The 20,536-nt window shown below is 37.0% G+C and carries 14 protein-coding genes; 11 read left to right on the forward strand and 3 right to left on the reverse strand.

The features are described from left to right. Window positions 1-87: 87 nt before the first annotated feature. The 10 genes from P278_RS10005 to P278_RS10050 all read left to right on the forward strand — a co-directional run bounded on the left by P278_RS10005 (window position 88) and on the right by P278_RS10050 (window position 15,645). Window positions 88-1,254: an SIS domain-containing protein gene (locus tag P278_RS10005; protein WP_235444279.1), complete on the forward strand. Its 1,167-nt coding sequence runs from the start codon at window positions 88-90 to the stop codon at window positions 1,252-1,254. Window positions 1,255-1,257: 3 nt separating this feature from the next. Continuing rightward, window positions 1,258-2,181 carry a 1-phosphofructokinase family hexose kinase gene (locus P278_RS10010; protein ID WP_038266144.1) on the forward strand — a complete coding sequence of 308 codons (924 nt, stop codon included), beginning with the start codon at window positions 1,258-1,260 and terminating at the stop codon, window positions 2,179-2,181. Next, window positions 2,174-3,118, forward strand: coding sequence for a carbohydrate kinase family protein (locus P278_RS10015; protein WP_038266146.1), 945 nt, complete (start codon window positions 2,174-2,176; stop codon window positions 3,116-3,118). Before P278_RS10010 ends, P278_RS10015 begins: the two co-directional genes overlap by 8 nt. A gap of 6 nt (window positions 3,119-3,124) precedes the next feature. Beyond that, window positions 3,125-3,949, forward strand: coding sequence for a class II fructose-bisphosphate aldolase (locus tag P278_RS10020; protein ID WP_038266149.1), 825 nt, complete (start codon window positions 3,125-3,127; stop codon window positions 3,947-3,949). 7 nt (window positions 3,950-3,956) lie between these two features. Further along, window positions 3,957-4,964 carry an amidohydrolase family protein gene (locus P278_RS10025; RefSeq protein ID WP_038266151.1) on the forward strand — a complete coding sequence of 336 codons (1,008 nt, stop codon included), beginning with the start codon at window positions 3,957-3,959 and terminating at the stop codon, window positions 4,962-4,964. An 8-nt stretch (window positions 4,965-4,972) separates the two neighbouring features. Then, on the forward strand, window positions 4,973-6,385 hold the full coding sequence (locus P278_RS10030; protein WP_038266155.1) for a Gfo/Idh/MocA family protein: 1,413 nt from the start codon (window positions 4,973-4,975) through the stop codon (window positions 6,383-6,385). A 155-nt stretch (window positions 6,386-6,540) separates the two neighbouring features. Beyond that, on the forward strand, window positions 6,541-7,332 hold the full coding sequence (gene agaR / locus P278_RS10035) for a transcriptional repressor AgaR (RefSeq protein WP_038266158.1): 792 nt from the start codon (window positions 6,541-6,543) through the stop codon (window positions 7,330-7,332). 199 nt (window positions 7,333-7,531) lie between these two features. Beyond that, entirely contained in the window at window positions 7,532-10,618 is a 3,087-nt protein-coding gene (locus tag P278_RS10040) for a SusC/RagA family TonB-linked outer membrane protein (protein ID WP_038266161.1), read from the forward strand. Between the two features lie 10 nt (window positions 10,619-10,628). Beyond that, window positions 10,629-12,203, forward strand: coding sequence for a RagB/SusD family nutrient uptake outer membrane protein (locus P278_RS10045; protein WP_038266163.1), 1,575 nt, complete (start codon window positions 10,629-10,631; stop codon window positions 12,201-12,203). A gap of 94 nt (window positions 12,204-12,297) precedes the next feature. Continuing rightward, on the forward strand, window positions 12,298-15,645 hold the full coding sequence (locus P278_RS10050) for a VCBS repeat-containing protein (protein WP_038266165.1): 3,348 nt from the start codon (window positions 12,298-12,300) through the stop codon (window positions 15,643-15,645). A 64-nt stretch (window positions 15,646-15,709) separates the two neighbouring features. On the opposite strand, the gene P278_RS10055 is transcribed toward P278_RS10050, so the two are convergent. Together P278_RS10055 and P278_RS10060 are read right to left on the reverse strand one after the other, a co-directional pair. Further along, the gene (locus tag P278_RS10055) at window positions 15,710-17,800 is read right to left on the reverse strand and encodes a thioredoxin domain-containing protein (protein WP_038266167.1); all 2,091 of its coding nucleotides are present in this window, start codon (window positions 17,798-17,800) and stop codon (window positions 15,710-15,712) included. A gap of 207 nt (window positions 17,801-18,007) precedes the next feature. Beyond that, window positions 18,008-18,868, reverse strand: coding sequence for a universal stress protein (locus tag P278_RS10060; protein WP_038266550.1), 861 nt, complete (start codon window positions 18,866-18,868; stop codon window positions 18,008-18,010). A 169-nt stretch (window positions 18,869-19,037) separates the two neighbouring features. Between P278_RS10060 and P278_RS10065 the strand changes: the two genes are divergently transcribed. Next, complete coding sequence (locus P278_RS10065; protein WP_038266169.1) at window positions 19,038-19,487, forward strand: DUF2267 domain-containing protein; 450 nt, start codon at window positions 19,038-19,040, stop codon at window positions 19,485-19,487. 148 nt (window positions 19,488-19,635) lie between these two features. Here the strand turns inward: P278_RS10065 and P278_RS10070 are convergent, their stop codons facing one another. Continuing rightward, entirely contained in the window at window positions 19,636-20,487 is an 852-nt protein-coding gene (locus P278_RS10070; protein ID WP_038266173.1) for a universal stress protein, read from the reverse strand. Window positions 20,488-20,536 lie beyond the last annotated feature (49 nt).

Raw genomic sequence — 20,536 nt, forward strand, 5'->3', positions numbered from 1 at the left:
AAAATATAACGAAACCTTTTTTATTTCGTTTTATTTCTTTTATATTTGTTTTCAACTTTTACTTCATTGAATAACCTATGGTCTTCTTTGAAGAAATTATTAGAATTTATAACGAGGCATATTATAATGAGTGAAAATACGATTAACAAGATAGATCTTTATACTGGACCAGAGATTTTTGGACAGCCGACTTTGTGGGAGACTACATACAACCTGATTAAGGAAGAAAAATCTAAGATTGAAAACTTCCTGCTTCCACTGCTTGAAAAGCAAAATCTAAAAATCATTCTGACCGGTGCCGGCTCTTCTGCTTTTATAGGGGAAGCAGCCCAAGGTTTGGTTCAAAAGGCCACTAAAAGATCTACTCAGGCGATTGCAACGACAGATATCGTTACGCATCCTGAACTTTTCTTACTAAAGAATAATCCTACACTCTTAGTTTCGTTTGCCAGATCAGGGAACAGCCCTGAAAGTGTTGAGACTGTTAACCTGGCTAATACCCATTGTGATGATATTTACCACTTAATTATCACCTGTAATAAAGATGGTAAATTAGCGAAATACGGGGAAGAAAACACCGATAATAGTTGCTCTCTGGTACTCCCGGAAGCCAGTAACGATAAAAGTTTAGCAATGACAGGAAGTTTCACTTCTATGCTATTGAGTATTCTTCTCGTTTCAGATATTCAAAATATTAATGAAAAAGAAGCATCGGTTAAGGAGGTATCTTCTCAAGGGTCATTCGTTTTAGAGAACAATAATGCCCTAGCGGAGCTTACTTCAACTCCATTTGAAAGAGTTGTTTTCTTAGGATCGGGACCAATGCTTGGGGTTGCCCGCGAAAGTCATCTGAAGCTACAGGAACTGACTGACGGTCAAGTGATCTGCAAACATGATTCTTTCTTAGGCTTCAGACATGGACCCAGAGCCGTAGTTAATGAAAAAACATTAGTTGTTTATTTGTTCGCTACAGATGAACACGTTTTGAAATATGAAAAAGACCTGGTAAAAGATATTGCCACAGACCCACGAAATATTAAAACCATAGCTTATGGTGATATTGACGGAGTTGAAAGCGATCTCACTATAAAAAACAATACCAACACTGATTTGCATATAGTGGCTGCAACCGTAGTTGGGCAGTTACTAGGGTACAACAAGTCATTACAACTCGGATTAAACCCTGACAACCCATCAGTTTCAGGATCCATCAGCAGAGTTGTGCAAGGTGTAAACATTTATAAAAACAGTTAGAAAATGATATTGAGTGTTTGTCCTAATCCTTCTATTGACACCTATGCCTGGTTAGATGAAATCAAGGCAGGTGATGTCAACCGGATTTCCAGGTTAAAGGAATACCCGGGAGGAAAAGCTACTCATGTTGCAATGGCGGTTAATGAATTAGGCTCTAAAACTACCCTATTAGGAAATTGGGGAGGCGCTACAGGGCAATGGATCAAAGACCAATGCAATCAACTGGATATACAAACTAAAGGTCCGGATATTGAAGGATCAAACAGAAAGTGCTATACGTTTAGAACCACCAATACTTTGTTTCTCAATACTGAACTTTTAGAACCCGGACCACTCATGCACAAGAATGACTGGACTGGGTTTCTGGAAGTCTTTAATATTGAGGCTCAAAATGCTGATTTAATTATTGCATCTGGTTCATGGCCCAAAGGAGCTCCTGAAGATGCGTATCTGCGTCTTGTTAAGGAGACCAACAAAAGCAATAATAAAATTATACTAGACTGTTCGGGTGCACAACTTGAAAAAGCCCTGGAAGCTTGTTTTTTTGGTTTACACATTAATGAGCATGAGGCCAAAAGTTTATGCGGAACAGATAATTTTAGTGTTATTTTAAGTAAATTAAGTCAAAAAGTCAACCTCATAGCTTTAACCAAAGGCAAACAAGGTTTATGGCTACATTATCAAGGTAAAACCATTCATGCTAATGTAGAGATTGACAATGTTATCAGTACAGTTGGTAGCGGTGATTGCCTTACAGCGGGTATTGCTTATGCCGTTAATAAAAATATGTCATTGGAAGACATTGCCCGTTATGGTGTAGCCTGCGGTGCAGCTAATTGTCTAAATGAAGATCTTGGAATATTAAAACTTGAGGACGTTAATGCCTTACTTCCGAAAGTTAAAATAAACGAAATAGTAAATGTCTAAAAAAGAACTCATAGTCGTAGGAGAATTAAATGTTGATCTTATACTCAACAACATTGATGGTTTTCCTAAAATAGGAACAGAGATCATTGCTGATGATATGAACCTAACTCTGGGTAGTTCATCTGCAATTATGGCGGCCAATGCGGCAGCTATGGGGGTAAACACATCTTTTTGCGGGAAAATCGGAAAGGATATGTTTGGAGATATTGTACTTAAAGAATTAAATGCCAAACAGGTAAGCACTAATTATATCAGCACTTCTGAAACCCATCAAACGGGGATCACCATCGTTATGAACTACGATGAAGATCGTGCCAATGTAACCTATTGTGGAGCTATGGAATTATTAACCATAGATGATATTCCATGGGAAGAATTAACTGAGTTTAAGCATTTTCATTTATCTAATTTCTTTATTCAAAAAGGGATAAGAAAAGACATTACCCTTATTTTCAAAAAAGCCAAAGAGGCTGGACTTACCACTTCTTTAGACTTACAATGGGATCCGGAAAATCAATGGGATTTTAATTATGAAGAATGCTTACCATATGTGGATGTTTTTATGCCAAATGAGGCAGAGATCAAAGCACTAACCGGCACTAGTTCTATTGAAGAGGCTTTAGAAAAAGTAACACCCTATGCGAATACCATTGCACTTAAGATGGGCGCCAAGGGAAGTATAGGAATTAAAGAAGGGACTAAGTTGGAGATAACCTCTTTCTCAAATCCTAATCATGTAGACTCAATAGGAGCCGGTGACTCATTCAACTCCGGTTTCATCAAACAATATATTGCAGGCAAATCTTTGGAAGAGTGCCTGTCTCACGGAAATCTGATGGGCGCTTTGAACACTACCGCTCCGGGAGGAACCGGTGCTTTCAAAAACCCTGAAGAGATCAAACAAAAAGTTAAATCAATTTTCAACGTTGCTATTTAAGTTAAAATGAAGCTGAAAGAAAAATTACAGTTATTTACGGAACAAAAGAGAGGGCTTTTAGCCACTAATTTCTATAATGTAGAAACTTTACATGGCGTATTACAGGCAGCTGCCAATCTAAACGAACCTATTATTCTTCAATTAACGAAGAGTTCAATTGACTATATGGGATTAGATACAGCTGTAAAGCTGGGTAGATCGGGATTGGAACAATTTGGAGTTGAAGGGTGGATTCACCTTGATCACGGTGGATCTGTGGAATTGGCTCAACAATGTCTGGACGCTGGTTTCGACTCGGTTATGATCGACGGTAGTGAACTTCCTTTTGAAGAGAACATAAAAATCACTCAAGAAGTTGTTAAACGCGCTGAAAAGTATGGTGCGCATGTTGAAGCTGAACTTGGATATGTTGCAAAATTAGGACAATCTCACGGTACACAGGGTTTCACTCAACCAGAAGAAGCTAAAAGTTTTGTAGAAGCTACCGGCGTGGATGCCTTAGCTGTTGCCATCGGAACTGCTCATGGATTTTACAAAGAAGAGCCTAACTTAGATATTGAGTTGTTAAAGCGTATTGCAGCAGTAACTCCAGCTACTTTAGTTCTACACGGTAGCTCTGGTGTGCCGGGCGCTCAGGTACAGGAAGCAATCTCTAATGGAATTTGCAAAGTAAACCTTGCAACGGAGATCAAGAATATTTTTATGCAAACCTTAAAAGAAGTCCTTATTTCTAATGAGGAGATTGATTTGCGTAAGGTATTCCCGCAGGCAACCAATAAAATAACAGCATTGGTTTCCGGGAAATTAGAAATGGTAAAAAACGGAAAATAAAAGAATTATGTTAAAGCAATTTATTGATGCTCATGTACATTTAAATACGCTTTCTGATGCTAAGATGAAATTAGCATTGGAGCGAAATGTGTCATTTCTTTCCATCAATACGGACATTCCTTTTTTTCAAAATTTAGATGAACAAGAGGCTACGGTTCATGCTTTACAAAAAAAATATCCGGATAGAATATTACAAATTACGTCTTTCGACACCCAATATTGGAATACGGACAAATGGTTACCTCATGCTTTACAACAAATAAAGGATGGTATTTCCCGAGGAGCGGTTGGGGTAAAAATCTGGAAAAACATCGGAATGGATGAAAGCGTAAAGGATCTTGATGGAAACTTTGTAATGCTGGATGATGAACGATTTGACCCTATTTATCAATATTTAATTGACAACGATATTCTCTTAATCGGTCATCAGGGAGAGCCTAAAAATTGCTGGCTTCCGCTGAATGAAATGACTGTTGACTCAGACAGGGACTATTTTTCTGGTCACCCGGAATACCATATGTATTTACATCCGGAGTTCCCATCTTATGAAAAACAGATGGAGGCCAGGGATAATGTTTTAAAGAAATTCCCTAAGCTGAAATACGTCGGACTTCACCTGTTCAGTATGGAGTGGAGTATTGATGAAGTTGCTAAGCGTCTGGACCTTTATCCAAACACTAAAACCGATTTAGCAGAACGGATATGCCATGTTGAGTTACAAGCGAAGGAGAACTGGGAAAAAGTACGAGCGTTTTTCATTAAATATCAGGATCGTATTATTTATGGTACCGATGTTATAGATGATGGCTCTATGAATGACGAAGAACTCGTAGGGCGTTTTGAAAGCTTATGGCAACATCATTACGATTTCTTTGCTACTAACAAAACCCTAAGCGCCCCTGAGTTTAAGGGATCTTTCAAAGGCCTGGAACTACCGGAAGAAGTGGTCTACAAAATATTCGTTCAGAATGCCGTTGACACCTACGGTTTCAATATAAACAAATCAACAAATTAATCTTAGTTATGAAAAACAATAATAGAAGAAACTTTTTAAAGCTATCATCACTTGCGGGTATCGGACTAGCCGGAAGTACAATAACTGGTTTTGCTCAAGAGAATGGAGTTATCATCAAGAACAGGAATCTCGGGCAACGTTTCAATATGTCAGGATATGCTGCTCCAAAACTTGATAAAGTCAGAGTTGGATTTATTGGTTTAGGTATGCGTGGTCCCGGTGCAGTTAAACGAATGAGTTATATTGATGGTGTAGAAATAAAAGCATTGTGTGACCTTAGAGAAGACAAGGCAAAAGAAGCCAAGAAACTTTTAAAAGGCACTAAGCACAATCCGGATCTTTACTATGGTAAAGCATATGCCTGGAAAGAAATGTGTGATCGTGACGATCTTGATTTAATATACATTGCAACCCCATGGGAATGGCACACGCCAATGGCAGTTTATGCTATGGAAGCTGGTAAACATGCCGCGGTTGAAGTTCCAGCTGCTCAAAACATGGATGAGTGCTGGCAATTGGTAGAAACTTCAGAGCGCACTAAGAAGCATTGTATGATGCTTGAAAACTGTTGCTATGATTTCTTCGAACTTCTTACTCTTAACATGGCAAGACAAGGATTCTTTGGCGACATCGTTCATGGAGAAGGTGCTTACATCCATGATCTTGTTGGTTTAAACTTTAATAAGAAAGGTTACGAAAGCATGTGGAGGCTTAAAGAAAATGCTAAACGTAATGGTAACCTATACCCTACTCACGGTCTTGGTCCAATATGTCAGATCATGGACATTAACCGTGGAGACCAGATGGATTACTTATCATCAATGTCCAGCAATGATTTTAACATGGCATCACGCGCCAGAGAGTTGGCTACTGATGATGATTTCTTCTCAGAATATGTAAATAATCCATTCAGAGGGAATATGAACTCCACTATGATCCGCACTAAAAAGGGTCGCACTATGATGATTCAGCACGATGTGAGTTCGCCTCGTCCTTATTCAAGGATTCATCTAGTAAGCGGATCTAAAGCTTTTGCCAGAAAATGGCCTAGCCCAGGAAGAATTGCTGTTGGACATAGCTGGATGAAAGAAGATGAATTTAAAGAAATAGAAAAAAAATATACACCAGAGATCGTTAAAAAAGTAGGTGAATTGGCTAAGAAAGTTGGAGGTCATGGTGGTATGGACTTCATCATGGACTGGCGATTGATCGATTGTTTGAGAAATGGACTTCCTCTAGATCAGGACGTTTATGATGCTGCTTCATGGAGTGCTGTTGGATTGCTTAGTGAAGTTTCAGTTGCTAACAGATCTAAATCAATCGACTTCCCTGACTTTACGGATGGTAACTGGAAAACCAATACCCCTGTAGATATTTCTCTTCAGGGAGCAGGAAATACTAATGTTCTTTTAAAGAGCTAGTTAGTTAGTTTGTTAGTTTGTTTTAAGTAGTTTTTAAAAGGAGTGAAATTGTTTCACTCCTTTTTTTATATCGAAATAATTGATAGTTTCTAAAATATTACGAAGTATTTTATTAATTTTAAATCAAAAGAGATAATAATTACATCTTCTACTACATGAAGGAAATCGAAACTAAAGGAAAAGTAAAGAAAACTGCCGAAAGGCGTTCTAAGATACTTGAAATCCTTGACATTAAAGGTCAGGTTAACGTTAATGAACTCAGCCAGGAACTTGGAGTTAGTGAAGTAACTATCAGAAATGACCTCGACAAACTAGAAAAAAGCAAACTTTTAATTCGTGCTCATGGAGGTGCTTTTAAGACCAGTAATATTGCTTTAACGGTAACTGAAAAGAAAAAAATCAACCTGGAAGTTAAACGCCTTATTGGTAAAAAAGCTGCTTCGATGATCGAAGAGGAAGAAAGCATCATTCTGGATTCCGGGACGACTACCTTTGAGATCTCTAACAACCTTAATGATTTTACCAAACTCACGGTAATCAGTAATGCACTTGACATTGTAAACAATCTTTCTAAATACGAAAACCTGGATGTTTTTATGCCAGGAGGTTATCTTAAGGAATTTTCAATGTCTCTGGTAGGACCAATGGCGGAGCGCAATTTCAGACAGCTCTACTGTAACAAATTATTTTTAGGAGTAGATGCCATTAAGCCTGAACTGGGAGTTTTCACTCATCATATGGAAGAAGCGTATCTTAATCAAATTATGATCGATATTGCAGAAGAGGTAATTGTGGTTGCTGATTCTTCTAAATTTAAGCGGTCGGGACTTGCCTTTATTTCGTCTTTTGAGAAAATAGACAAATTAATCACTGATGATCAACTTGAAAAAGAACACCTGATTGCTTTAGAAAAAAATAACGTTGAAGTTATTATGGTGAAAAAATAAAAAACACATTTTAACATAAAAAAGGCCCTTACGATAGCGTAAGGGCCTTTTTTATGCACCGAATCGAAAATTTTAGCAAATAAAAAGAAAATAAAAAACTTTTGTTTATTTACAAACTGGTAGGGCTCACGTTCTACCAGTTTAAAATTTTCTTAGTTTTACCTTTGAATCATTTTGTTTAACCAACTTAATCAACTGAATGAAAAAAATTCTAAGCTTTTTATTTGTGGTTTTCTTTCTTAACCTTGCTATTGGTCAAGAAAGAGACATTTCAGGTACTGTTGTTGATGCAGAAACGAAGGTTCCCATCCCTGGAGCTTCCGTAATGATCAAAAATACTACCGTAGGAGTTGCGACGGATTTTGATGGAAAATTTTCCATTAAAGCAAAATCCGGTGATGTACTGGAAATTAGCTATTTAGGCTACAAAACTCAAGAACTTTCAATTGGAAATCAATCCAGTTTTAACGTTCAATTACAATCTGATGCCGCGGAATTAGACGAAGTGGTAGTCGTGGGTTATGGAAAACAGAAAAAGGTTAACTTAACCGGTTCCATTTCTTCCGTAAAATCAGAAGACCTTGTTAAAAATGCTACCTCTAATGTAAGTAGTGCTTTATCAGGTAGAATGGCCGGTGTGGTAACCGTACAATCGTCTGGTGAGCCTGGTGCTGATATCGCACAGATCAGAATTAGAGGTCTAAGCTCTTTAAACTCGAATTCACCATTAGTATTAGTAGATGGAATTCCAAGAGATTTAAATAGTATTAACCCGAATGACATTGAAAGTATCAGTGTCCTTAAAGATGCGGCTGCCGGAGCTATTTACGGTATGCGTTCTGCTAACGGGGTGATTTTAGTTACCACTAAAAGAGGTGGTGATTCTAAACCTCAGCTTAGTGTAAACTCTTACTCAGGTATTCAGGTTCCAACCAGAATGCCAGACTTTTTAAATTCTTACAATTATGCCAGGCTTTTAAATGAAGCTAACGCTAATGATGGAACTGCAGCGGCTTACGACCAAACAGATCTTGATCTGTTCAGAGATGGTTCGTCGCCTGACACCCATCCAAACACTGATTGGATTGATGAAACATTAAAATCTAATTCTTTAATTCAATCTCATGACCTTTCTGTTCGCGGTAGCTACGAAAAAGTACGTTACTTTACCTCATTAGGGTATTTATACCAGGATGGTTTATATGAAAACAACAGATATGACCGTTTTAATTTCAGATCTAATATTGATGTAGACATCAGTAACAGCATCAATTTACAAGCTGATTTTAGTGGTGATATCGAAAACACCGAGCGTCCGGCAATGTCTGCAGGTACTCTGTTTTCAAGAATCATGAGAACTCCACCAACAGAGGTAAACCAGTTTTCAAATGGCGGGTATTCGCAATTCAGTTTATATCCAGCAATCAACGAAGGTGGATATAACAAGTCTGAAGATTTCGCATTTCAATCAAGACTTGCTTTAAACATTGACCTACCTGTTGACGGTTTAGACTTTACAGGTCAGGTAGCTTATGACAGATCTGCCGGTGGAAGCAATGAAAATCGCGATAACTTCGTTGGAAGAAGAAAAATATTTACAGTTCCAACATCTTATACCTCTTATAATGCCAATACCGGGGAATTTAACCTTAGTACTCCGGCTGACCGAGGAGAAACTGCCAGTCTCTCTGAATCTATGGCACAGGGTTATCAGTTAACTACTGAAGCTATCTTAAACTATAGCAAAAGTTTTGGTGAACACGATTTAGGAGCTAAACTTATCTATTCGAGAACAGCAACTGAATACAACATCTTATCTGCTGGTAGAACCAACTTCCTTGGAACATCAGTAGACTTCTTTGTTGCAGGTGATGAAGCTACAAGAACCAACTCAAATGCTACTTATGAAACTGCTATTATGGGTTATGCCGGAAGGTTTACTTACTCTTATGCTGATAAGTATTTATTTGAATTTAATGGTAGATATGATGGGTCTTACAAATTCAGTGAGGATTCAAGATTTGACTTCTTCCCGTCTTTCTCTTTAGGATGGAGACTATCTCAGGAAGAATTCCTGAAAAATTCGGAAGTTGTTAACAACCTTAAATTAAGAGCTTCTTACGGTAAGTTAGGTAATGACCGTATTGAACCTTTCAGATATATTGAAGTATTCTCTTTTAACGAGGCCTTTATCGATGATGGTAACGTTTCTAAAACGCTTTCAAGTAACGGTATCCCTGATCCATTGACAACCTGGGAAAAAGCAGAAACTTACAACCTTGGTATTGAATTAGGATTATGGAACAACCTTTTCAGCTTAGAAACTGATTTATTCTATAAAAGAACTACTGATATTTTAACAAGCAGAGCTTTAGAGGTACCTTCTACATTTGGAGGTCAGTTACCACTTGAAAATATTGGTATTGTAGACAACAAAGGGATTGATATTATTTTAAATCACAACAATACCATCAAGGACTTCACTTATTTTGTGAATTTCAATTTTGGATATGCTAAAAACGAAATCATAGATATCGCCGAGTCAGAATCAGTAAGTGATTTACTTAGACAAACAGGAAGATCTCTAGGTACCAGATATGGTTATTTAGCTGACGGATTGTTTTTAACACAACAAGAGATTGACGATCTTAATGCAAATGCTCAACAGCAGACAGGTGATGCCGGTGCGGTTTACCAAACACAAAACCCACAACCGGGAGATATCAAATACGTTGATGTAACCGGAGATGGTATCGTAAACGCCGATGACAGAACCGTGATCGGACGTGGAACTACTCCAGAGATATCTTATGGTATTAACCTTGGCTTCAGCTATAAGCAATTTGATTTCTCTGCGCTTTTCCAGGGAGCTGCTAACTTCGATATGTATTTATCTCAGGAGGCGTCTTGGGCGTTCTTTAACGGAGGTAAAGTATTCGATAAACACCTTGGGCGTGCGCAAATAGGAACTGATGGAAATGTTATTAATCCTGATGCGAGTTATCCAAGACTTACGTTAGCTAATAATGCCGTAAACGAAAGAGTTTCATCTTACTGGGTAGAAGCTGGTGACTATTTACGTTTTAAAAACTTAGAAATAGGTTATACGTTACCAAATTCAATTGCAGAAAAAATTGGACTTGATAAATTTAGAGTATATCTTAATGGGAGAAACTTATTTACCATTTCTGATATTAAACAACTTGATCCTGAAAACCCACAACAGAGAGGTTGGTTTTATCCACAACAAAAGGTTTATAGCCTAGGGTTTAACATTCAACTATAAAACGTTTACAATGAAAAAAATAAAGATATTATCTTGTTTAACCATAGCATTGTCGTTGTTATATTCTTGTAACAAGGACTCTATTGAACTGGAACCTCAGACTGCCATCTCATCTGATGTAATTTTCACAGATCCGGCATTTGCTGAGACGTATTTAAACAAAGTATATTCTGGTATTCCTAATGGTTTTAACCGAGGATGGTATATGTTAGATGCTGCCACTGATGATGCAGAGAACTCATACCCTTGGCCAGCTTCAAATACGATTTTCAACCCTTCTAATATCACTGCGGGTAATTCACCTTTTAATGGTTTGTGGTCAAACAGCTACAGCCAGATCAGAAGGTTAAATAACTTTATTGTTAATTATGACCAATTAGAAGGATCGGAAGGTTTAGTAAACCGTTTAAAGGCTGAAGCACATTTCCTTAGAGGTTTCTATTATTCATACCTCCTAAGAACTTTTGGTGGTGTGCCAATTATAACTGAACCTCAGGAACTGGACGACGACCTATTGGTATCCAGAAATTCAGAAGAAGAAACCTTGAACTTTATAGTTGAAGAATTCGATACTGCTATTTCATTATTTCAAAATGCCGAAAGCGCTGCTTCAACGAGAGGTGGTTTAGCTGCAGCATTAGCCATGAAAGGTCGTATACTTTTATATCAAGAAAAATATGCGGAATCTGCCAGTGCTTCTAAGCAGGTTATTGATTTAGGAACACACTCTCTGGATCCGGATTATCAAAATGTATTTTTGGATGATAATACCCCAGAGGTGATTTTTGATGTTCAGTTTAAAGATCCAGATAAAGGGCACTATGCGAACCTATTCAACACTCCTAAATCAACCAGAGAAATTAGTGGTTGGGGAGGAACAGGACCAACTCAAAATTTAGTTGATCAATATGAAATGCAAGCTACTGGTTTGCGTCCTGAAGAAGCAGGATCAGGTTATGATCCGGCAAGCCCATATGAAGGTAGAGATCCTAGATTTTACGCTTCTATCTTGTACGATGGTGCTGAGTGGAAAGGCTTCACAATAGAGCACCGTCCAGGAGGAGGAGAAAGCATTGCTACAAGTGGTGACTTTACCAGAACCGGATACTCATTGAAAAAATTCATTCAGGAAGACAGAAACCACAATTTAATAAGCACACAGCATTGGATTTATATCCGACTTGCTGAAGTTTATTTAAACTATGCAGAAGCTCTTATCGAATCGGGTAACAACCTAGATTTGGCTGTACAAGCTATCAATACTGTAAGAGACCGTGCTAACATGCCACCAATTGCATTAGCCGGGCAGGATGAATTAAGAGCGAAGCTTAGACACGAAAGAAGAATAGAACTCGTATTTGAAGAACATCGTTTCTGGGATATCAGAAGATGGGGAATTGCAGGAGACCCGGAAGTCTTAACCATTTACAGAGTCGACATGGATGCAAATGGCGACTTAATTGACGATGGAAAAGAAGTTTGGGAAACCCGTACCTGGAACGATCGAGATTACTTATTCCCTATCCCACAAAGTGAGATTGACAAAAACCCTAATCTAAAACCAAACAATCCAGGTTATGATTAACGGTAATTATCAATACTCATAAGATTAATTAAAAGAAAACCCATTTGTTTTATCAGATGGGTTTTCTATCTTTTTCACCGAAAATGATAAACGAATGAAAAAAGTAATCACACTAAGTTTTATACTTACATTTCTTGCATCTTGCAAAGAAAAAGAAACAAAAGAACCGGAAAAAGCAGTCGAAACACAGGAGCTGTTTACTGTTCTTTCTGATAATACTACTGGCATCCATTTTAATAATGAGCTTAAAGAAACTACCTATATGAACGGGTTGTTTTATGAATATTATTACAATGGCGGTGGCGTTGCGGTGGCAGATTTTAACAACGATGATCTTCTGGACATCTATTTTGTCGATTGTTTAAAATCGAACAAACTCTATTTGAACCAAGGTGATATGAAGTTCAAGGACGTAACTGAGGAAGCAAATGCACAAGGAGGATATGGATTTGGTACAGGAGTTACCGTAGTAGATATAAATAATGATGGACTCATGGATATTTACTACAGTAAGTCAGGTAAAATAAAAGATGCTGAAAAGAGACGTAATGAACTTCTTATTAACACCGGACTTAATAAAAACGGTATTCCTGTCTTTGAAGATAAGGCTAAAGAATACGGTTTAGATCTTCCTGATTTTACTACACAAACAGCCTTTTTAGATTACGACAAGGATGGGGATCTGGACATGTTTGTTATCAACCATGGGATCGAATTGTACGATGAAAATTCGATCGATCAACTCATTGATAAAAACAGCACTTACAGAGGTGAACGCTTGTACCAAAACAACAATGGAAAATTTGTTAATGTATCTGATAAAGCTGGTATTATCAACAATATGCTTGGATTTGGATTGGGTGTAGCCATCGGTGACCTCAACAACGACTTATGGCCTGACATCTACGTCGGCAATGACTTTTCTGAGAAAGATCATTTATACATCAACAATCAGGATGGAACTTTCAGAGAGGTTTCTTTACAATCATTCGGACACGTGTCTAATTTTTCAATGGGTAATGACATTGCAGATATTAACAATGATGGCCTTCTGGACATCATGGCTGTCGATATGATGGCAGAGGATAATTATACCCAGAAAACCAGTATGAGCGGGATGAACCCTGAGCGTTTTTACAAGCATGTCAATCTCGGGTTACATCATCAATACATGTATAATACACTTCAGCTCAACAATGGAATTGACGCTGAAACAGGAAATCCGATGTTTTCCGATATAGCTCAGTTAGCTGATGTATCGAGCACTGATTGGAGCTGGGCCCCATTATTTTTTGACATGGATAATAACGGGTATAAAGATATTTTTGTTTCTAATGGTATAAAAAGAGATTTTAGAAATAACGATTTTGTACGATATCGCAAGAAAAAACAAGAGGAAGTTATTGAGAACGAAGCAATTGAAACCCAGAGTTACATAAAAGACTTAATGGATAAAATGCCATTAAGAAAAAAGGAGAATTACTTTTATCTAAACAATTCGGACCTAAGCTTTAAAAAATTAAAGCTCAAGCAACCTGAGTCGAATTCAAATGGAGCTGCTTATGCCGATTTAGATAATGATGGTGATCTGGATATCGTGGTGAACAATTCGGCTAGCATGTCTTTTATTTACCAAAACAACACCATTTCCGAAAACAATTACATAAAGGTTAAACTTAAAGGGTCTAAAGACAACGTTTTTGCGGTTGGTTCACGTATTGAATTGTATAGTGAGAACGGGAAACAAATTGCTGAGAATTATTTTTCCAGAGGGTTTCAATCTGCTACCGCTGATAAAATACATTTTGGTCTTGGAAACACCCCAGATATTGATAGCATTCGCGTTATATGGCCTGATAACAAAATAACTGCTCTAACGAATATAAAGGGTGGACAAGAATTAGAAATAAGCTATCCTGAGGGAACAAGCGATGAGGCAGTGGCTGAAAATCCAAATAACAGGTTATTTAAAGACATTACCGAGGAAACCGGAATCGCTTATACCCATACTGAAAATGATTTTAACGATTTCTATAAGGAAACGCTTCTACCTCATAGGATGTCAAGATTAGGACCTGCCCTGGCTATTGCTGATGTTAACGGTGATGGTTTGGAAGATTTCTTTATAGGTGGAGCCAAAGATCAGGCTAGTGCCATTTACCTGCAGACATCAAATCGCACCTTTGAAAAGAAGGTTACTCCGTTCACCGGTGATTCAAATCATGAAGATACGGGTGCACTATTCTTTGACGCTGACCAGGATGGCGATATGGACCTATATGTTATTAGCGGCGGCTATGAATATGAGCCCAACCATCCTTACTATCAAGATCGCTTATATGTAAATGACGGTAAAGGTAATTTCAGTAAAAATATTTCAGCTTTACCGGAGATAACAGGTAGTGGCTTAAGAATTAGTGCTAATGATTACGACAACGACGGAGATATAGACCTGTTTATAGGGACTCGTGTACAACCAGGTTTTTATGGGCGCTATTCAAAAAGCTACTTATTAGAAAACCAAAGCAGTGCAGACCAAATTAAATTTGTCGATGTTACGGAAAGTAAAATACCGGATATGTTAGACCATACCATGATTACTGCTTCCCTGTGGCACGATATAAATAATGACGATGTCGCCGATCTTATTGTGGCCAATGAATGGGGTCCGATTGAAATATTTATTAATGAAAAGGACGGATTTATTAATAAAACTTCTGACTATGGCCTTGACAAAGAAATTGGTTGGTGGAGCAGCTTAGCTGTTGAGGACATTGACCAGGATGGCGATGCCGATATTATAGCCGGTAACTTAGGACTGAATTATAAATATAAAGCGACAAAAGATGAGCCTTTCTTTATGTTTGTTAACGATTTTGACAAGAACGATACCGACGATATCGTTTTAGGGTATCAACAAAAAAATGAAATTTATCCTGTAAGAGGAAGAGAGTGTTCTTCCGGACAAATGCCTTTTATTAAGAAGAAATTCAAGACGTACAACGAATACGGAAGTGCGAATATCAAAGACATCTATGGTCAGGAACTTGAGAAAGGTATATCCTATGAAGCAAATAATTTTGCTACCAGTCTATTGATTAATAAAGGCACTTCATTTGAATTTAAACCTTTAGAAAATCACGCCCAGTTATCGTCGGTTAACAAAATTATAGTTGACCACTTTACTGACAACAAAGAAAAAGAAATCTTGCTATTAGGTAATCTTTATGGCTCTGAGGTGGAAACCCCAAGGAATGATGCAAGTTATGGACAGTTATTACAATTATCCCAAAACGGAAATTATCAAGTAATACCAAACAATGATATTAATTTATGGGCCGGTGGAGATGTAAAAGATGCTTCAATTATTACTGTTGGGAATAAAAAGGCACTTCTAATCGCCAGGAACAACGATGAACTTTCATTGATTTCAATAAACTAACCCAATAAAAAAACCCGATTTGAGTATGCTCAAAATCGGGTTTTTTTATTTCTTATATCAAGCGCTAAAAATCGCTCATTTGCTCTAAAGCTACCTCTACTTCTTTTACAGGTAATTTACAGGTCTTATTTTGACACACGTAAATAAATGTCTGCCCTTCAACATATCTATTTTCAAAAAGACTCAAAGTCGAAGGCTCTTTAGTGCCAATCACAATACTATTAGGCAAATAATTATTATTTATTTTTTTAACCTTTGAAAAGGCATTTTCTCCAACTATGACTATTTCATAAAAAGGAAAGGCCTCATTTAAAGAAAGGTTGAGCCATTTCGCATAGTTGGCAGGGTGTTTAATTAAAGAAGGCTTCATATTGGAAAGCATTTTTTCATAATATGATTCATATGCATTTTCTCCCTTGATATGATATAATTGGAAAAAGTTCTTTGCCATTAAAGTATTTGGTGATGGTATAACACCATCATCTGTTTTAACGAGTTCTGAGAACACAACAGTACCCTGATTAAAGGTAAACATCCCTGAATCAGGCTCATAAAATAGCTTCATCACCTTATCCATAAGTCCGCTAGCCTTATCAATATACATTTCATCGAGAGTAACTTTATACAATTCGATCAGGGCATCGATAGTAAATGCATAGTCGTCTAAAAATCCACTTTCTGATTTTACATTATCATTTAGTGTATGTTTCAATTCACCTTTGGCATCCATACCCTTATTCAAAATGAATGCCGCTGTATTCATGGCATTATTCAATAAATTCTCATCCCCTAAGGCTTTATATGCATCCACAAATCCATTAATCATTAATGCGTTCCAGGAGGTAATCTTCTTTTCATCTACCACCGGTTTAACACGTTCCTCCCTGATTTTTGCAAGTTTATTAATACAGCCTTCAATTCGTTGCTTCACGTTTGCGAGTTCAAGGTTGTTTTGTTTGGCATAATCCTCTAAACTCATTGACCTGTAAAGGTTATAATAGGCTCCCTCAAATGGTTCATTCGCTATTCCATAAAGTGATTCAAACAGTTCATAATCGTCATTAAGAATTTCTTTCAACTCCTGTTTGGTCCATAGGTAATAGCCCCCTTCCCTACCTTCACTATTAGAGTCTATAGAGGCAAAGTATCCCCCATTCTCATCATGCATTTCATTCTTCGTAAATTCGATGAGACCTTCCAAAACTTCTTTATATAATTCATTTTGATAGTTTTTATAGGCTTGTGCATATAAACTCATTAACTGTGCATTATCATAAAGCATTTTTTCAAAATGAGGTACCTTCCACTGCGAATCGACACTATATCTGAAAAAGCCTCCACCAACAACATCATTAACGCCTCCGAGTGCCATTTTATCCAAAGAGTTTTTGACATGTGTGTTCGCCAGCTGATCATCAGATAAAAAAGCATATTTCATAAGAAAACTTATCCGTTCAGGAACCATAAATTTTTGACCTCCCTTATCACCACCATACAAGAGATCCCATTGTTCAGACCAGCTATCTACAGCTTGTTTAACATCCTCTAAGGTGATTTGCTCTTTTGGAATGTCGATAATAGCATTTATTTGTTTAACTCCAGCGGCAATTGAATTGGCATACTCGTTGGCCTTATCAGGATATTGATTGTAAAAGCTCACCATTTTCTTCAGCACTACTTCCCACTCGTCTTTACTATGGTAAGTACCGGCATATAATGGCTTACCATTCGGAAGTGCCACCACGTTTAAAGGCCATCCTGAATTCCTGTTCATTATTTGAGCCGCCGTCATGTATAATTGGTCGATATCAGGGCGCTCCTCTCTGTCAACTTTAATATTAATGAACTTTTCATTCATATATTCAGCGATCAGCGTATCCTGAAATGTCTCTCTTTCCATTACATGACACCAATGACAAGAAGCATAACCAATACTAATCACCAATAATTTATTTGCATCCTGAGCTGTGTTAAACAGGCTATCATTCCATGGCTCCCAATGTACCGGATTATGTGCGTGCTGTTTAAGGTACAGACTCGATTCATTAACTAAATTATTCGTGAATTTTGGCTCTTTAGAAGGTTTTGATTGATTATCACCACACCCCACCAATGCCAACATAAAAAGACAGATAATAATATATTTTTGACTCACACCTGATAAGATTTGAACAAATATAATCGAAAAAAAGAACCTTTATTTGTTAATACCGATCAGAAAAAAGATAAAAGAAATCATCGTAAACCTCCATGGAAAGATTACTTCAATGAAATAACCATCGAATAAGATTCCGGTTCTTTTAAAAAATAAAATAAGCATTTTAATAAATGCTATGTTTTGATAATTATGGTAGTTGAGTTTTTACCAATTAATGGCTTCGTTACTTCTTAAAACTAAAAAAGGGATCTTCAAATTAAAACCAATTTTTTCCACTTGTTGCCTGGTCAATAATCGCTCCAGAAACGAATGCTTCCTGTTCATCATTACCAGCATATCATATTGCGAATCTTTCAGGTAGCTTTCTAATGTTTCAGTCATTGTTTCCTTAGTGTTAGTGTTCTCTTTAAATTCATAGGTCAATCCCTCCAAGGCCTCTTTCAAGCTTTCTTTATTTGATAACTGACCATTCGTTAAATCATAACCTTCGGAAACATAAAGTATGGTAATCGTTGCGTTGTGTAATCGAGCGATTTCTTTTAAAAGCTCCAATTCATCTTCTCTATAAGGACGCAAATAATCGGTAAAAAAGAGTAGTTGCTTTACCTCAGCATACTGATAGTCATCCGGCACTGCTAATATTGGAATTTTTGCCTTCCGAATGGTATAAACGGTATTGGAACCAAATAGAATTCGTTTTGCTCCTGTTGCCCCTTTCGTTCCCATTACAATAATATCGACCTGTTCTTTATCAGACACTTTATTTATTTCATCTGTTAAAATATTAAAAGCATTACGCGAATAATACCGATGCTTTTCGTTAAAATAGTATTTGGATAGATCTTTAAGGGTATGGTCCATATTTTCAAGGACAATATCAACTTCAGGATCATTAACCGCACTAAATACAGGACCTCCTAAAGCATAATCTACCCTGTAAAAAGGAGGTGTGTAGGTGTGTAACACAAAAAAATCGCAAGCTATATCCTTATACAACTGGACTCCATAACTTATAGCATTCCAGGCGTTATCAGAAAAATCAGTGGGAAATAATACTTTTTTCATTTTACCGAACTTTTGTGTCTTATAAAAATACGGTTGCTTCGAAGAAAAAAAAATGACAATAATCATCATAACCAACTGAATCATTGATAATTAGCTATTTTATACGTAACTTATTAAAATATTTGGATCTAGTGTTAGGTAGTGGTTGTTGAATTAAACTCTGGAAATTATGGCACTCAATTTTAATGCATATGCAGCCGAAGGAAACAGCTTTTTAAAGAAATATGCTAAAGATTTAGACATGGGTACTGACACGGATAGAGCGGGAAGGGTTTTATCTGCTATTTTACATGGTCTTCGAGAAATAATCTCTTTCGAAGAATCGCTTCAGCTGATTGCTCAGTTTCCTATGTTTTTAAAGGCTGTTTATGTTAACGGATGGTCTACAAGAACCAAACATAAACGGATCAAAAACATGACGGCGTTTATCGATCTGGTACGTTCATTTGACGGGAGTTCCTCGATCCATGATTTAGGGTCTGATGAAAAGGCCGAACAATATATAATCACGACCTTTATCTCCTTACGACAATACATTTCTTTGGGAGAGCTGGAAGATATCAGAACAGGACTTCCAAAGGATCTTAAAAGTATGGTATATCACAATATCATGTTTTAGCATGAACTAAAAACAAAGAAAGAGGTGTCTTTTGACACCTCTTTCTTTTAAGTATACCTCAATACTAATTAACTCAAAGAACTAATCTTTTATCAGTGCTAAATTACTGCTTCGAAGGTTTAGATAACATGATATTTATCATGCATGATCAACTTATTTGTTCGTGTAATACCAGAAATGGTATGTGGGTATGATAGCTAATTTCCGCAACCGTAGGTTTGAAGAGAATTTGTTGAAAGAAATTAAGATTCTTTGCCACCATGGCTATCATATCAATATCCCGGCTTTCCGTGAAACATTGTACCGCTTTATCTAGTCGCTTACTGGTTACCTGATGAAAACTATGATTGAACTTATCGAAATAATCATCTAATAATTCTTTATTCTTTAACTGCTCCTGATCTAAATGTTCAAAGTGCTCTTTAACGGCATGTAAGCAGCGAATAGAAGCACCATGTTTTTGTGCTAAATCCATCAAGGTTACCAATACATTGAGTGGATAAAAAATTCTGTAATCCGTTGGAAAGGCTATTTCCTCAGGGATCTTTGCCTTCGCCTTTTCAGGGATCACCAGTAGCGGACATTTCACCCTGGTAATCACATCACTGGTATGGCTTCCTACAATATCTTTTTTAAGGCTAGAGGCTCCCTTGGTTCCCATTATAATGAGATCTATTTTTTTCTCACTCACCTGTTTTTTAATGGCATCTACAAGAAAATCATACTCTACCAATATCCCGAAGCTATGATTTGTACCAGGGAATTTCTCATAGATTCGTCCAAGCAGACTTTTTAATTTAGCCTTTGAGCGATCAATCTGTTTTTTATCAATGGTCGAGTTATACGGAAGTGTAGCGGTATCATTAAAAGCATACATACCCAGATCTTCTACATAAAGCAAATAAAATTGACACCTTTCTTTTTCAAAAAGCGTCAACCCGTATACGATTGCATTCCATGAATTATCGGAAAAATCAGTAGGTATTAATATGTTTTTCATTTTGTTATTTATTACAATAACAAAATTATCTAAACTCTTAACCGTTAAA

The sequence above is a fragment of the Zhouia amylolytica AD3 genome, from assembly GCF_000511935.2.
GTDB lineage: Bacteria > Bacteroidota > Bacteroidia > Flavobacteriales > Flavobacteriaceae > Zhouia > Zhouia amylolytica.

What these genes read in the sequence shown, in the direction of transcription:
- P278_RS10065 (WP_038266169.1), top strand. Translation starts at nt 19,038, where the DNA reads ATGGCACTCAATTTTAATGCATATGCAGCCGAAGGAAACAGCTTTTTA.
- P278_RS10015 (WP_038266146.1), top strand. Translation starts at nt 2,174, where the DNA reads ATGTCTAAAAAAGAACTCATAGTCGTAGGAGAATTAAATGTTGATCTT.
- P278_RS10010 (WP_038266144.1), top strand. Translation starts at nt 1,258, where the DNA reads ATGATATTGAGTGTTTGTCCTAATCCTTCTATTGACACCTATGCCTGG.
- P278_RS10060 (WP_038266550.1), bottom strand. Translation starts at nt 18,868, where the DNA reads ATGAAAAAAGTATTATTTCCCACTGATTTTTCTGATAACGCCTGGAAT.
- P278_RS10070 (WP_038266173.1), bottom strand. Translation starts at nt 20,487, where the DNA reads ATGAAAAACATATTAATACCTACTGATTTTTCCGATAATTCATGGAAT.
- P278_RS10045 (WP_038266163.1), top strand. Translation starts at nt 10,629, where the DNA reads ATGAAAAAAATAAAGATATTATCTTGTTTAACCATAGCATTGTCGTTG.
- P278_RS10025 (WP_038266151.1), top strand. Translation starts at nt 3,957, where the DNA reads ATGTTAAAGCAATTTATTGATGCTCATGTACATTTAAATACGCTTTCT.
- P278_RS10040 (WP_038266161.1), top strand. Translation starts at nt 7,532, where the DNA reads ATGAAAAAAATTCTAAGCTTTTTATTTGTGGTTTTCTTTCTTAACCTT.
- P278_RS10020 (WP_038266149.1), top strand. Translation starts at nt 3,125, where the DNA reads ATGAAGCTGAAAGAAAAATTACAGTTATTTACGGAACAAAAGAGAGGG.
- P278_RS10030 (WP_038266155.1), top strand. Translation starts at nt 4,973, where the DNA reads ATGAAAAACAATAATAGAAGAAACTTTTTAAAGCTATCATCACTTGCG.
- agaR (WP_038266158.1), top strand. Translation starts at nt 6,541, where the DNA reads ATGAAGGAAATCGAAACTAAAGGAAAAGTAAAGAAAACTGCCGAAAGG.
- P278_RS10050 (WP_038266165.1), top strand. Translation starts at nt 12,298, where the DNA reads ATGAAAAAAGTAATCACACTAAGTTTTATACTTACATTTCTTGCATCT.